The organism is Nocardia tenerifensis NBRC 101015 (genome assembly GCF_000308715.1).
Lineage (GTDB): Bacteria > Actinomycetota > Actinomycetes > Mycobacteriales > Mycobacteriaceae > Nocardia > Nocardia tenerifensis.
In genome coordinates this window covers 1-12,638 of sequence record NZ_BAGH01000558.1, presented here as the reverse complement: position 1 = coordinate 12,638, position 12,638 = coordinate 1, and the positions used below count along the sequence as shown (strand labels likewise).

Genomic DNA, 12,638 nt, shown 5'->3' with positions numbered 1-12,638 from the left:
GCGCAGCCAGCGCCCGGCCAGGCCCGCGGTGGAGGGGAACGGGGTGCCGTCGAGCCGGGCGATGGCGCGCAGCAGGCCGTCCTCCATCTCGCGGGTGACCGGCGAATTCAGCTGGCGCAGCCAGGCTCGCTGCCCGTAGCGGTGCGCCCACACCAGTACCGCGTCGCGCAGATTGTGCAGCTGGACGCCGCGGTGCGCGGTGCCCGACCACATGTCGGGCAGCGAACGCCCGAGCTCGGCGTGCCAGATGAGCGCGGGCAGATCATCGATCACCACCGACATGCCGACATGATTCACCGGACTGTTCGTCGTCATCCGGATCGCCCGGTCGGCCGCCGAATGCCCGCGGAACAGCCAGATGTCGCCCGTTCGCGTGAGCTCGAGCGCCCGGTCGAGAGTGATGCTCGTCCCCGTCATGGCCGTAGCCTATGCGGTATGAGGTGGTGGAAGGCAGTGGGATTGGCGGGTGCGGCCGGCGTGGTCGCCACCGGAGTCGTGGTCGTGCGCGCCGAGCGCCGCCGCCGCGCGTACACGCCGGATCAGGTTCGCGAGCAACTGCATGTGCGATTCGCGCAGGCGACCTCGGCGCAGGCGGACGCGGAAACGGTCGCGCCGCAACCGAAGACGGGCTGGCGTGGGCGGCTGTTCCGGCGCTGAGCGCAATCGTGCAGTCGCTGCGTGGTTGCGGCAACTGGCGTATTCCGCGGTGTGATCGCGCGAACCGGCTCATTCCGCGGCGTGGTCGCGCGAACCGGCTCATTGCGCGGCGTGGTCGCGCGAACCGGCTCATTCCGCGGCGTGGTCGCGGGAACTGGCGTATTCCAGTGCGTGGTCGCGTGCACCGGCAGGTTTCCGTGGTGTGGTCGCGGCAACTGGCGCATTGCGCGGCGTGGTCGCGCGAACCGGCGCATTCCGCTGCGCGCGCACGATCTTCGATGATCTGATCGATGCGGCACGTGCGGCGCACCATCGGCGGCGCGGCGGCTCCGAGAGGCGGTGACGACATGCGCGCAGCGGTGCTCGCGGCGGTCGGCGAGATCGAGATCGTGGAACGCCCTGTGCCCCAGCCCGGCCCGGCCGAGGTGCTGATCGAGGTGCGGGCCGTCGGCGTGTGCGGCTCCGACGTGCACTACTACAAGCACGGCCGGATCGGCGCGCACGTGGTCGAGGGACCGCTGGTGCTCGGCCACGAGGCCGCCGGCGTGGTCGTCGGGCTCGGCTCGAACGCGCGGCGGCACGCGGTGGGCCAACGGGTTTCGCTCGAACCCGGCGTACCCGACCTCACCTGCGCACAGTGCCGCGCGGGCCGCTACAACCTGTGCCCGGCCATGCGATTCTTCGGCACGCCCCCGATCGACGGCGCGTTCTGCGAATACGTCGTGCTGCACGAGGAATTCGCGCACCCGGTCCCCGACGCGCTCACCGACGAGGCCGCCGCGCTGCTCGAGCCGCTCTCGGTCGGCGTCTGGGCGTGCCGCAAGGCGCGGGTCGCCCGGGGCGATCGGGTGCTGGTGAACGGCGCGGGACCGATCGGGCTCGTCGCCGCGCAGACGGCCCTGGCCTTCGGCGCGACGGAGGTGGTGATCACCGATGTGAACCCGCGGCGGCTCGCGCTGGCCACCGAGTTGGGGTGCACCCGCGCGGTGGACGTCGGCGTCACGGAACTGAGCGCCCTCGGCTTCGAGCCGAGCGTGCTGCTGGAATGCTCCGGCCACCCCGCCGCCATCGGCGCGGCGGTGCGTCTCGTGGTGCGGGCGGGCCGCGTCGTGCTCGTCGGCATGGGCGGCGACGACGTGCCGCTGCCGCTGCCCCGGGTGCAGGAGTACGAGCTCGAACTGACCGGCACCTTCCGCTATGCCAACACCTGGCCGACCGCGATCGAGCTCGCGGCGACCGGCCGCGTCGACCTCGATCGCCTGGTCACCGGCCGATTCGGCCTCGATGAGGTGGAGCGCGCACTGACCAGCGCGCGCACCGACCCGGGCTCGATCAAGCCGATCGTGCGCCCGGGCGGCTGACACCCCGCGCGACCTTTCAGCCGCTGCCGATGTGCACCGTGCGCCTCGGGCACGTGTAATAGTCCGCCCGCATGACCGATAGTCACCGTATGAAACGAATGCTCGCGTGTATAGGTATCGGTGCCGCCGCTCTGCTGTTCGCCGCTCCGATGGCCGCCGCCGACCCCAGCAGCGAACTCGCCAATCGGCACGACTGGTCCGGCGAGTTCATGTCCCAGAACAATCTGCGCCTCTCCTCGCGGATCGTCATCAGCCCGTACGGCACCAGCCGCCCGATCATGTGCAGCGGCGGCGACGGGCACTACTCGCTGTTCCCGTACGACTGCACGCAGAACGACGACAACGGCGTGCCGCATCAGCTGGACCGGGTCATCGCGCTCGGCGGCGGGGGCGTCTGGCTGTACCGCTGACACTGTTCACAAGATCGCTGACCCCGTTCGCGAAGAAGGCTCCGCCGCCTCGGCGGAGCCTTCACTCTGTTCCGCGCGAGTCCTCCGGCAGCAGACTGAACAGCACGCTGTCACGTCGCTCGTCGCCGAAACGGATGTGCGAGCGCAGGATTCCCTCGCGCACGAAGCCGGCGCGCTCGGCGACGCGCTGCGAGGCGATGTTCTCGGGGGAGCAGGTCAGCTCCAGGCGCGCGAGGCCGAGCCCGGCGAAGGCCCACTGTGCCAGCAGCCCAACGGTTCTGGTGGCCGCGCCACGTCCGCGCGCGTGCGCCGCGAGCCAGTAGCCGACGCCCGCGCGCCGGTGCTCGAGGTCGATGTCATACAGCGAGCAGCCACCCCACACCCGATCGTCGTCGGCGGCGTCGACGATCGCGAGGCCCACCTTCGTGCCGAGCAAGCGCTCGCGCTCGTCGTGCTCGAGCTGCGCGCGCACGCGCGCCTCGGTGAGTTCACCGGCCGAGGGCAGCGAGAACCGCTCGAACTGCGGATCGGTGTACCCGGCCAATCGCTGGGGAACGTCGGCGGCCCGCCACAGTCGCAGCGTGACAACGCCATCGGTGAGCGGTGGCCGCGGTATCGAGATCTCCGGCATCGTCGAACGGTAGCCGTTGCAGAATCGCGTCCGCATCACTCGGCGACGTGCGTCCGGAAGGACCAGAGGTAGACCGGGAAGTGGCGGCCGTCGAGCTCGACGTCGAAGCCGGTCGGGTCGAAGTGTTCGTACCCGCTCATGCGCGGCACTGTGACGGGCGCGGACAGGTCGGCCTCGTCGACGTGCCAGAGCTGGGGCTCGGTGGAGGGTCCGCCGACCAGGACGATTGGGACCATCTGTGACACGGTGATCACCTGTCTTGCCGTTGCCGAAAGGCCGGGAGCATCCCGGTTACCCGAGACCCTAGGCAGCGCGATGGACGCGCCGAAGTGCGCGTTCCACGCCATGGAACGTGCCTCGAGTACGCGGTTGTTGGTTATTGCGGCGAATCCGCTGTGACCGGGCCATAAAGGCTGGAATCATCCGAAATGCGTCGCGTGCGCGAGTGCGACAACGGTTGTCGCGGAATGCGCTTTCGCGCCGGAAACCCGCTCCGAGCTGCACGGACCTCCTTTGCACGGTGTACGTGCAAACCCCTGTCCGGAAGTGCCGCTTTACGTGGAAGGTGCCGTAAAGTGCGGATTCGCGGGATCGGAATTCGCTTCATAAGGGGGCAGCAGATGTCGAATGCGCCACGGTGGAAACAGCTGGTCACGGATGTGCGTAATTGTCGTGCCATATCGTCGAATACGGCGCGTCCACGGGCAGAGCACCGGTTCGATGGTTGACACCTCGGGCACCGGCGATGTGGTGAGCCGGGCGGCGCGCGTGCTCGATCTGCTCGGGGATCAGTCGGCTCCGGTGGCCCTGTCGAACATCGCGCGGTGGGCCGGCATACCGAAGACCACGGTCTGGCGCCTGCTCCGGCTGCTCAGCGCGAACGGTCTGGTCGAGCGGCAGGACGTCGGGTACGTCGTCGGGCCGCGGCTCGTGCATATCGCGGCGCTGCCGGAGGACCAGGAGTTGCTGCGCGCGTCGGCCGTGCCCTTCCTGGTCGACCTGCACGTGCGCACCGGGGGGATGGTCTCCCTCGGTGTGCAGGCCGGCGCGGAGGTGCGCTACCTGGAACGGATCTACGGTCACATGACCGCCCGGACACCGTCCTACGGCCGCAGCTTCGCGCCGGCGCACTGCACGGCCATCGGCAAGGTCCTGCTGGCCTACGCGCCGGACAGCCCGTTCGAGGCCACCCGGCGCGGCGCGCTCGCCGCGGCGACCTCGCGATCGATCACCGACCTCGAGGTGCTGAACGAACAGCTCGTCGCGGTGCGCGACGACGGAATCGCCGTCAGCGACGGGGAATTCGCCCGCGGGGTCCGCTGTGTCGCGAGCCCGGTGCTCGACGGGCAGCGCCGTCGGCCGATCGCGGCGGTGGCCATCGGCGACACCACGTCGGGCCTGGACGTGGGGCGGGCGAGCGCGCTGATCCGGCGGACCGCCTTCGCCGTCTCGGTGGCGATGCGGGCCGCGGCGTATGCCCGGCGGGGACCGGCGCGGCAGGACGACGTGCGCCGGACCTGTTGAGCCGGGCGATGATCGGGCCGGAGTTGTCACGCGAATGTGTCGCCGGTCCGGACGTCTGTTCATCTGCTCGTGGCCGCACCGCTCGATGCTGTAGGACGGCGGACCGGACATTCCGGTGCGGGTTTTCCGACACCCGGTGTCGGCGGCCGCGACATGACCGACCACAGTTAGAGCCCAAGGAACACCACTGCTAGCAGGATGCGCAGGCGCCCCGTGGTAACAGGAAGATCGACCGGCTCGGCGGCGCCGAGCTCCGCCTCCGCGCTCGGCGCGGTCGTGTTGGACCGCAAGGACTTCGGCGGACCGGCCGCCGCCCAGCCGGCGACCCCCGTGCCGGCGCGCGGCAGCGAGTACGCGGTCCTGCTGCGCCGGGTCCGGCACGCGGGCCTGCTGGATCGCCGGCCGCGCTACTACCTCGCCAAGACCGCGGCCGTCGCGGGGGCGTTCGCGGCCGGGTGGGCGGCGTTCGTCGCGCTCGGCGAATCATGGTGGCAGCTGGCCGTCGCCGCGTTCCTGGCGGCGGTGTTCGCCCAGCTCGCGTTCCTCGGCCACGACGCGGGGCACCGGCAGATCTTCCGAACCCGCCGGGCCAATTACCTTTACGGCCTGATCGCGGGCAATCTCGCGATCGGGCTGAGCATCGGCTGGTGGACCAGCAACCACAACCGGCATCACGCCCACCCCAACACCGAGGGCGCGGACCCCGACATCATGGGGATCCTCGCCCACTCCGACGAGCGAGCGCGCACCGGTAAAGGTGTGCGCGGCTTCATCTTCCGCCATCAGGGGTGGTTGTTCTTCCCGATGCTGCTGCTCGAGGCGGGCAGCCTGCACTACGCCAGCGTGCGGGCCGTGCTGCGGTGGGCCATCCCGAACCGGTTCTGGGAGGGCGTGTTGCTGGCCGCGCACGCCGCCGGCTATCTCGCCGCGGTGTTCCTGGTGCTCTCGCCCGCCAAGGCGGTGGCGTTCGTGCTGGTGCAGCAGGGGCTGTTCGGGTTCTACATGGGCTGCACGTTCGCGCCCAACCACAAGGGCATGGCGGTGCTGGCCGAGGACGACGCCACCGATTTCCTGCGCCGTCAGGTGCTCACCTCGCGCAACGTCCGCGGCGGACGCGTCGTCGACCTGGCGCTCGGCGGACTGAACTACCAGATCGAGCACCACCTCTTCCCGTCCATGCCGCGACCCAATCTGCGCAAGGCCCAGCCGCTGGTCGCGCGGTTCTGCGGGGAGATCGGCGTACCCTACTGCGAGACAAACCTTCTCGACTCCTACGCGCAGGCGCTACGGCATCTGCACACCGTCGGCCGAGGTGTCGGCGGCGGCCTCGCCCGAGAAGCCGTCGCCACCGGTTCGCTCGCCGGGCGGGAGTCCGACTGAGACACGGCCGCCGGATCGGCTGGCGTCGAAAGGGTTTTCTGGGGACACTGATTCCATCTGCGGGGACGCTCCCGACGATAATTGACATTTCCAGAGCGCCGTCGCCGACCGGGCGACCGCGCCCGGCAGTGAACACGGAGTACACGATGCTTTCGCGATGGAAGAACACCGCCGCCTGCGCGGCAGCGATGGTCACGACGGCCCTACCGGTCGGCGTGGCGTCGACCGCGCAGGCCGCCCCGCAGGACTGCCCGAATATGTATGTGGTCGCGGTCCCCGGCACGTGGGAGACCTCGAACACCGACCCCGGCAAGGGGATGCTGGCCGCGGTCGCCGACAACCTGCCCGGCAATGTCCGCACCGACTACGTGGTGTACCCCGCCACCGCGTTCCCGTGGGAAGGCGACGTCTACGGGCGCTCCAAGCAGGAGGCCGTGGACCACGCGCGCGGACTGGTCGCCGAGATGGCGTTGCGCTGTGAGAGCACGCGTTTCGCGCTGCTCGGCTACAGCCAGGGCGCGGACGCGGCCGGTGACCTCGCCTCGGAGATCGGCACTGGTCTGAGCGTCGTGCCGCCGAGTCGCGTCGCGCTGGTCGGGCTCATCTCCGATCCGAAGCGTTCGCCCACCGACACCCTGATCGGCCCGCCCGTCGGCGGCGCGGGCGCGGGCGGTTCGCGCTTGAACGGCTTCGGCTGGCTCAGCCCGCAGACCTACACCTTCTGCGCCGCCGGCGATCTGTACTGCGCGACACCGGACGGCGACTTCGCCGCGCGCTTCGCCGGTCTGTTCGCGCAGATCTCGAACCCGAACCCGGCGATGTTCGGCAGCTATCAGCAGCAGGCCAACGCGCTCATCGCCGACGCGCTCGCGGCCGGCGGGCTCGGGCTGCTCGCCGACCAGCTCAACAACTCCGCCTACGAGGAGCGCAAGCGCCAGGTCGACGACTTCTTGAAATCCGGGATCCACCAGAGCTACCCCTCCTACGCCATCGGCGGCGGCGCCACCCCGCTCACCTGGCTGCGGCAGCGTCTCATCGAGGCGACCCGCAACTGAGCCGATCGAGGTCCGGCCGCCCGCGCGGCCGGACCGTACTTGCTCGATCTGCTTGCCGCCGCGGGCGATTCACTTCCTCGCGCGCGAATTATGGCTGCGGGCTATATCGCAAAGCACCTTGACCTCGCCAGGATCGGCGTCCCACCGGTCGTAGCCCTCGGGGACGCCGACTCCGGCGAACAGCGCCGCGCTCTGCGCCGCGCCCGGCACCGCCGTGCGGACGGCCGCGTGCAGGTCGTCGACCTCCGTCGCCTGAATGATCCTGGGCGCGAGCGACGCCCGGACGCCGCCGCACGCCATCACCTGGATCGCGCCGTCCGCCTGCCGCACCAGTTCCTTGATCAGGCCCGCGCCGTCGAGCACCGAGTGCTCGCGGCCCGAGGTCAGCACGCGCGTGAAGCCGAACTCGATGGCCTGGTCCAGCGCCCGCTGCGAGGACGCGCAAACGTCGATCGCCCGGTGCAGCGTGGTCTCGAGCCCCTCGGCCTCCTCGAGGAACGCCGCGCACACCGGATCGAGGTTCCCGGACGCGTCGAGCGCGCCGACCACGATCCCGTCGGCGCCGGCCTCGCGAGCCACGCGGATGTCCCGCATCATCACCGCGAGCTCGTCCGCCGAGTACCGAAAATCCCCCGGCCGCGGTCTGATCAACACGTGCACCTGGGTTCGCACGGTCCGCGCCACGGCGACCTCCATCAGACCGGCGCTCGGCGTCAACCCGCCATCGGTCAACCCCGAGCACAACTCCACCCGGTCCGCCCCCGCCTCTTCGGCGACCCGAACCCCATCCGAGGACTCCACACTGATCTCGATGCGCATAGCGGTGAGTATCCCCGGCACCACCGCCCGACCGGGTAACCACGCCGCCCGCCGCCCGACACCCATCCCGTTCCAGTCTGAAAAGTACCGCACCGCAACCGATTCCGATATCCGTTCCATCTGAAAACAGGTAGCGGGAGGTGGGTGGCCGGACTACTGTGGGACGAATGTTGCCTTGGTCTGCGGAGCTCGCCGGACGCCTGGACGAGCACGTCTTCGACAGCGCGCTGCTGCGTGACAATCCATTGCGGGATCCGCACGAGCGCCCGCTGTGGGTCTACGTGCCACCGGGCTACGCGGACGAGGGCGATCGGCGCTATCCGTCGATCTACGTGATCCAGGGCTACTCCGGCCATCTCGAGATGTGGCGCAACCGGATGCCGTTCCGGCGCCCGTTCCCGGAGACCGCCGACGCGGTGTTCGCCACCGGCGAGGCGCCGCCCGCGATCGTCGTGTACGTCGATGCCTGGACCGCCTACGGCGGCAGCCAATTCGTCGACTCGGCGGGCACGGGCGCGTACCACTCGTACCTCTGCGAGGAGGTGGTGCCCTGGGTGGACGAGCACTATCGCACCGTCGCCGATCGGGACCACCGCGCCATCATGGGCAAGAGCAGCGGCGGATTCGGCGCGATGATCACCCCGATGCTGCGCCCGGATCTGTTCGGCGCGTTGGCGACCCACGCCGGAGACGCGCTCTATGAGTACTGCTACCTTCCCGAGTTCGCCGACGCGGTGCGCCACCTGCGGGCCTACGACGGTGACATCCACCGGTGGTGGGCGGAGTTTCGGCAGCGGGTGTCGTTCACCAAGCCCGAGGATTTCGCACTCGTCTCGCTGTACGGCGTTTCGGCCTGCTTCTCGCCGGATTCGGACGGACGGCCGGAGCTGCCGTTCGATCCGCGCACGGGAGTGCTGAAACCTGAAGTGTGGCAACGGTGGCTGGCGTGGGATCCGGTCCGCATGGTGCCCGCGCACGCCGAGGCCATGCGGTCGATGCGGGCGATCTGGATCGACGGCGGCATCCGGGACGAGTGGTATCTGGATATCGGCGGGGAGGCGTTCCGGGAGGCGCTGCTCGAGGCTGGGGTGGATGCGGGCGTCATCAACTTCGAGTTGTTGGATGCCGCACACGGGGGGATCGATTATCGCTATCCGTTGTCGCTGGCTTGGCTTGCGCGGCGGCTTGGGGAAACACGCTGAGGCAGGGCGAGTTTCGGTATCAACGGGTGGAGTCAGTGGGGTGTGGGGGTTTCGGGGGGTGTGAACCATTGTGGGATTGCGGTGTCGACGAAGGAGCTGATGCATTCGGCGGTGGGGCCGGAGAGGATCTCGCCGACGAAGTAGATGCCGTGGCGGCCTTGGCGGGCGGCGACTCGGTCGAACCAGCCCTCGCGGACGGCTTCGGCGCTCGGGTAGGCGGGCCACTCGGCGATGGTTTCGGCGATCAATTCCGGCTCGGGGAACAGGAATAGGCTGTCTCTGGCCAGTGACCAGGCCTCGGCGTCGGAGATCGAGGTGTCGGAGTTGCTGAAGCAGACCCAGTACGGGCCCGGGTGCTGCTTGTTGGCGGCGGTGATGCGGTGCATGGCCTGGTCCGGGTCGGTGTCGGTGTAGCTGCCGTACGGGTCGATCACCCAGAACCCGAGGGGCGCATCGGCATCGGGCCGTCGCGGAAAGTCGATGAGTTCCTCGTCTGCGCGGATGAGGTAGCTGCGGGTCCAGGCGCGAGGGCAGTTTCGCTCGGCGAAGAGTTCGTGGATATCCCCGGTGGGGAAGAGGTCCCGGATCTGCGTGGGCCGTGTGGTCACCACCACGCGCGCGTAGATCGCGCTGCGCCCATCGTCCACGGTGACCCGAACGCCCTCCGGCGCAACGGGTTCCACTCCGGTCACCTTGCTGTCGGGCCTTACCTGGAGCCGGTGATCATCGGCTATCCGGCGTAGAAAACTGACGAACCCCCGTCGGAAGCTCAGGCTGACGGGCCGACGGGAGCTCAGCTGCGCGAGCAGCGAGGGCGGCATACGGTCGAGCAGGTCTTGTCGCCGGGCCGGATACAGTGACAGCGCCAACTTGACGAGCTGCGAAACGTGCCCGGAGATATGGGCATTGATATTGATGACGGTTTCGGCGGGCTGGCGTGGCCTGCGCATGTTCGCGTAGAGGACCAAGCCTTGGAGCGCCTCGCCGACCAGCGGCGAGTGGCGCGCCCGGTACGTTTCCCAGGTCTCGCCGGGGATGCGATCGAAGGCCAAGCCGCCCGGGCCGGGCGCGTGCCGGTCGCGGACCGAGCGCTCGATGATGTTCCAGGCCTCGACCAGCTGATCGATTACCTGCTCGGCAGTCAGGGGTCTGGAACAGCGGCACGAAATGCGGCGGCACGGCCAGTTGCGGTGTGCCGGAGTCGGATCTGCCGACGAAGTAGAGCGTCTCGGTGTGCGACTGCACCGGGTGGTCGCGCAGCAGTTCGTCCAGGGCCGTCCCCGCTATGTCGGCGCCGAACGCTTGCTGAATGACGAGATGTGATTGGAAATCGTAGATCTCGCCGTCGACGTCGATCGTCTGGCAGTAGCCGCCGAGCTGCAAGCCCGCCTCGAAGATGTCGATATGCACGAAGCCGAGTTTTCGTAGTCTCGCGGCCGTCAATATGCCGCTCTGGCCCGCGCCCACGACGCAGATAGGTGCGGTGAGGTCCATGGGAACTCCTATGGGGCGAACGGGCCCGCGATTACGAGTATGCGGGACCGATGCCATCGGGCTGAGCGCTTTCCAGCTCGCGAGCACCGCGAGTGCACCGCTGGTGTCCAGGTTTGCGGGGTCATCCGCGCCTGCGGACGATGAACGCCTGTAGGTGACCGATCGGTCGGTCGAGAGTGATCTTCGCCTCGGTGCGCCCGGTCGCGGGCGGGGGCTTCGCCGCGACCGGCGTGGGCGGCGTTATCTTCGGGCGTGGAGAAAACGGTGTGGGTGGTGGTCGGGTGCTGATCGGGTTGATCGCCGCGTTCCTCGCGTGCGTGGGGTACGGGGCCGGGTCAGTTTTGCAGGCTTACGCCGCGCGGCGGTCGGCCGACGCGGCGGCGGCGCGGGGTGCCGGCGGGCAGGTGACCGAGACCGGGGCGCCCACCGTCGCCTCGACCGTCGCGGCCGTGCTCACGGTGTGGTTCATCGTCGGCAGCGTGCTGGACGTGGTCGGCTTCGCGGGAAACGCGGTGTCCGCGCGCCTGATTCCGCTGTTCCTGTCGCAGACGATCATGAGCGCGAACCTGATCATCACCGCCGTGCTCGGCATCTTCGTGCTCGGCATCCGGCTGCGACTGCGCGACTGGCTCGCGATCTGCACCGTGATCCTCGCGCTCGCCGTGCTCGGCGCCGCCGCCGGACACGAGGGCGGCGGCAGCGACGATCCGGTCCTGCACTGGGGCGTCCTGATCGCCTTGGTCGCCCTGTTCGCCGTGAGCCAGCTCGTCGTGCGGCGACTGGGTTCCCGCGGCGCGGTGGCCGCCGGTCTGGCCGCCGGAATGCTGTTCGGCGCCTTGGCAATCGCCGTACGCATCGTGCAGGGCATCGACCCCCTGAACATCCCGACCCTACTGACCGACCCCGCCGCCTGGACCATCGCGATCGCCGGAATAGGCGGCTTCTATCTCCACACCGTCGCCCTGCAACTGGGCTCGGTGAACGGCGCCACCGCGGCCCTCGTCGTAGGCGAGACAGTCATCCCCGGCATCATCGGCGTCCTCCTGCTCGGCGACACCTCCCGCCCCGGCCTGGCCTGGCTGGCCATCCTGGGCTTCGTCCTAGCCATAGGCGGGGCGGTAGCGGTCGCGGTCTTCGGCAACGCCACCCAACTCGAAACCCCTCGAGCCGAACACCAAGAACTAGCCGACCACCGCGGGTAAGACCACCGCAGGCGAACTGAGCGCGCCCGTCGACACCCCGCACTGGCTCTCGGGGTCCGCACTCTCTCTGGGGCCCTAGAGAGAGTGCGGATCCCTAGAGAGGGTGCGGCGGTTGGCGCTGGCCGCGCGGACTAGCCGCGGGTTCATAGAGAGGGTGCGGCGGTTGGTGCCTGGCCGCGCGGACTAGCCGAGGGCCTCGCGGAGGGTGTCGCGGAGCCAGCGTTGGGCGGGGTCGGCGTCCAGGCGGGCGTGCCAGAGGAGGCGGATTTCTATTTCGGGGAGGTCGGCGGGGAGGGGGAAGGAGTGCAGGCCTAGGGGTTTGCCGTATTCCTGGGCGAGGCGGTGGGGGACCAGGCCGATGTAGTCGCTGGAGGAGACCAGCAAAGCGGCGACGGCGTGGGTGGGCACGACGGCGGCGACGCGGCGTTGCAGGCCGGCGGCCGCGAGGACGTCGTCGAGGGGGCCGCGGGCGCGACCGCGGCGGGAGGCGGAGACGTGGGGGTAGCGGCAGAGCTGTGCGAGGGTCGGACGGCGCTGGCGGCCCAGCGGACCGCTCGCGCGGACGATGCCGGCCATGCGTTCGCGGTACAGCACGGCGGTCCGCATATCGGGCGCGGCGGCGTCGTCGGCGCCGATGTCGAGGTCGACCGAGCCGTCGCGCAGCGCCTCGAGGCTCTCGCTGCCCTCCGTGACGAATCGCAGCGTGACACCGGGGGCGACGGCCGCGGTGGCCTCGACCGCCGCGGTCGCCAGGGTCGCGGCGACGCCGTCGTTGATGCGAATCGTGAAGGTGCGCCGCAGATCCGCGACGGCGACCGCCCGATCGGCGACGACCAACGCCGCGGCCTCGTCGAGCAGCGAGCGCACCCGGGGCGCGGTGCGCAGCGCGAACGGCGTCGGCGC

At 69.8% G+C, this 12,638-nt stretch carries 13 protein-coding genes and 2 pseudogenes; 8 read left to right on the top strand and 7 right to left on the bottom strand.

Features of this window, described 5'->3' with window-relative positions; translation table 11 throughout:
* Window positions 1–417 (bottom strand): annotated as a pseudogene (locus ON39_RS36650) (hypothetical protein); the annotation flags it as partial.
* Between the two features lie 18 nt (window positions 418–435).
* Between ON39_RS36650 and ON39_RS36645 the strand changes: the two are divergent.
* From ON39_RS36645 to ON39_RS36630, 3 genes are all read left to right on the top strand, one after another.
* Entirely contained in the window at window positions 436–657 is a 222-nt protein-coding gene (locus ON39_RS36645; RefSeq protein ID WP_040740998.1) for a hypothetical protein, read from the top strand.
* A 347-nt stretch (window positions 658–1,004) separates the two neighbouring features.
* Window positions 1,005–2,018: an NAD(P)-dependent alcohol dehydrogenase gene (locus ON39_RS36635; protein ID WP_040741006.1), complete on the top strand. Its 1,014-nt coding sequence runs from the start codon at window positions 1,005–1,007 to the stop codon at window positions 2,016–2,018.
* An 89-nt stretch (window positions 2,019–2,107) separates the two neighbouring features.
* Window positions 2,108–2,428, top strand: a complete 321-nt coding sequence (locus ON39_RS36630) for a hypothetical protein (protein WP_040740996.1) — start codon at window positions 2,108–2,110, stop codon at window positions 2,426–2,428.
* A 61-nt stretch (window positions 2,429–2,489) separates the two neighbouring features.
* Here the strand turns inward: ON39_RS36630 and ON39_RS36625 are convergent, their stop codons facing one another.
* Together ON39_RS36625 and ON39_RS36620 are read right to left on the bottom strand one after the other, a co-directional pair.
* The gene (locus ON39_RS36625) at window positions 2,490–3,059 is read right to left on the bottom strand and encodes a GNAT family N-acetyltransferase (RefSeq protein ID WP_040741005.1); all 570 of its coding nucleotides are present in this window, start codon (window positions 3,057–3,059) and stop codon (window positions 2,490–2,492) included.
* A gap of 35 nt (window positions 3,060–3,094) precedes the next feature.
* Window positions 3,095–3,295, bottom strand: a complete 201-nt coding sequence (locus tag ON39_RS36620) for a DUF5988 family protein (RefSeq protein ID WP_146250988.1) — start codon at window positions 3,293–3,295, stop codon at window positions 3,095–3,097.
* Between the two features lie 484 nt (window positions 3,296–3,779).
* On the opposite strand from ON39_RS36620, the gene ON39_RS36615 reads away from it, so the two are divergent.
* From ON39_RS36615 to ON39_RS36605, 3 genes are all read left to right on the top strand, one after another.
* Window positions 3,780–4,583, top strand: a complete 804-nt coding sequence (locus ON39_RS36615) for an IclR family transcriptional regulator (protein ID WP_051187561.1) — start codon at window positions 3,780–3,782, stop codon at window positions 4,581–4,583.
* Window positions 4,584–4,796: 213 nt separating this feature from the next.
* Window positions 4,797–5,963 carry a fatty acid desaturase family protein gene (locus tag ON39_RS36610; RefSeq protein ID WP_246002667.1) on the top strand — a complete coding sequence of 389 codons (1,167 nt, stop codon included), beginning with the start codon at window positions 4,797–4,799 and terminating at the stop codon, window positions 5,961–5,963.
* 146 nt (window positions 5,964–6,109) lie between these two features.
* A complete protein-coding gene (locus ON39_RS36605) occupies window positions 6,110–7,018 on the top strand; it encodes a cutinase family protein (RefSeq protein WP_040741002.1) in 909 nt (302 codons plus the stop codon).
* 69 nt (window positions 7,019–7,087) lie between these two features.
* On the opposite strand, the gene ON39_RS36600 is transcribed toward ON39_RS36605, so the two are convergent.
* The gene (locus tag ON39_RS36600) at window positions 7,088–7,837 is read right to left on the bottom strand and encodes a copper homeostasis protein CutC (RefSeq protein ID WP_040741001.1); all 750 of its coding nucleotides are present in this window, start codon (window positions 7,835–7,837) and stop codon (window positions 7,088–7,090) included.
* Between the two features lie 167 nt (window positions 7,838–8,004).
* On the opposite strand from ON39_RS36600, the gene ON39_RS36595 reads away from it, so the two are divergent.
* A complete protein-coding gene (locus tag ON39_RS36595) occupies window positions 8,005–9,039 on the top strand; it encodes an alpha/beta hydrolase (protein ID WP_040740994.1) in 1,035 nt (344 codons plus the stop codon).
* Between the two features lie 32 nt (window positions 9,040–9,071).
* On the opposite strand, the gene ON39_RS47800 is transcribed toward ON39_RS36595, so the two are convergent.
* Together ON39_RS47800 and ON39_RS51585 are read right to left on the bottom strand one after the other, a co-directional pair.
* A complete protein-coding gene (locus ON39_RS47800; RefSeq protein ID WP_040740992.1) occupies window positions 9,072–10,091 on the bottom strand; it encodes an FAD-dependent oxidoreductase in 1,020 nt (339 codons plus the stop codon).
* Window positions 10,092–10,362: 271 nt separating this feature from the next.
* Window positions 10,363–10,533, bottom strand: a pseudogene (locus ON39_RS51585) (NAD(P)-binding protein); the annotation flags it as partial.
* 281 nt (window positions 10,534–10,814) lie between these two features.
* On the opposite strand from ON39_RS51585, the gene ON39_RS36585 reads away from it, so the two are divergent.
* A complete protein-coding gene (locus ON39_RS36585; protein WP_051187562.1) occupies window positions 10,815–11,735 on the top strand; it encodes a DMT family transporter in 921 nt (306 codons plus the stop codon).
* 183 nt (window positions 11,736–11,918) lie between these two features.
* Here ON39_RS36585 and ON39_RS36580 read toward each other — a convergent pair.
* Window positions 11,919–12,638 (bottom strand): LysR substrate-binding domain-containing protein (locus ON39_RS36580; RefSeq protein WP_040740991.1); only part of this gene is annotated, 720 nt, incomplete at its 5' end.

What these genes read in the sequence shown, in the direction of transcription:
- ON39_RS36605 (WP_040741002.1), top strand. Translation starts at nt 6,110, where the DNA reads ATGCTTTCGCGATGGAAGAACACCGCCGCCTGCGCGGCAGCGATGGTC.
- ON39_RS36595 (WP_040740994.1), top strand. Translation starts at nt 8,005, where the DNA reads ATGTTGCCTTGGTCTGCGGAGCTCGCCGGACGCCTGGACGAGCACGTC.
- ON39_RS36600 (WP_040741001.1), bottom strand. Translation starts at nt 7,837, where the DNA reads ATGCGCATCGAGATCAGTGTGGAGTCCTCGGATGGGGTTCGGGTCGCC.
- ON39_RS36645 (WP_040740998.1), top strand. Translation starts at nt 436, where the DNA reads ATGAGGTGGTGGAAGGCAGTGGGATTGGCGGGTGCGGCCGGCGTGGTC.
- ON39_RS36630 (WP_040740996.1), top strand. Translation starts at nt 2,108, where the DNA reads ATGAAACGAATGCTCGCGTGTATAGGTATCGGTGCCGCCGCTCTGCTG.
- ON39_RS36625 (WP_040741005.1), bottom strand. Translation starts at nt 3,059, where the DNA reads ATGCCGGAGATCTCGATACCGCGGCCACCGCTCACCGATGGCGTTGTC.
- ON39_RS36620 (WP_146250988.1), bottom strand. Translation starts at nt 3,295, where the DNA reads ATGGTCCCAATCGTCCTGGTCGGCGGACCCTCCACCGAGCCCCAGCTC.
- ON39_RS36635 (WP_040741006.1), top strand. Translation starts at nt 1,005, where the DNA reads ATGCGCGCAGCGGTGCTCGCGGCGGTCGGCGAGATCGAGATCGTGGAA.
- ON39_RS36615 (WP_051187561.1), top strand. Translation starts at nt 3,780, where the DNA reads ATGGTTGACACCTCGGGCACCGGCGATGTGGTGAGCCGGGCGGCGCGC.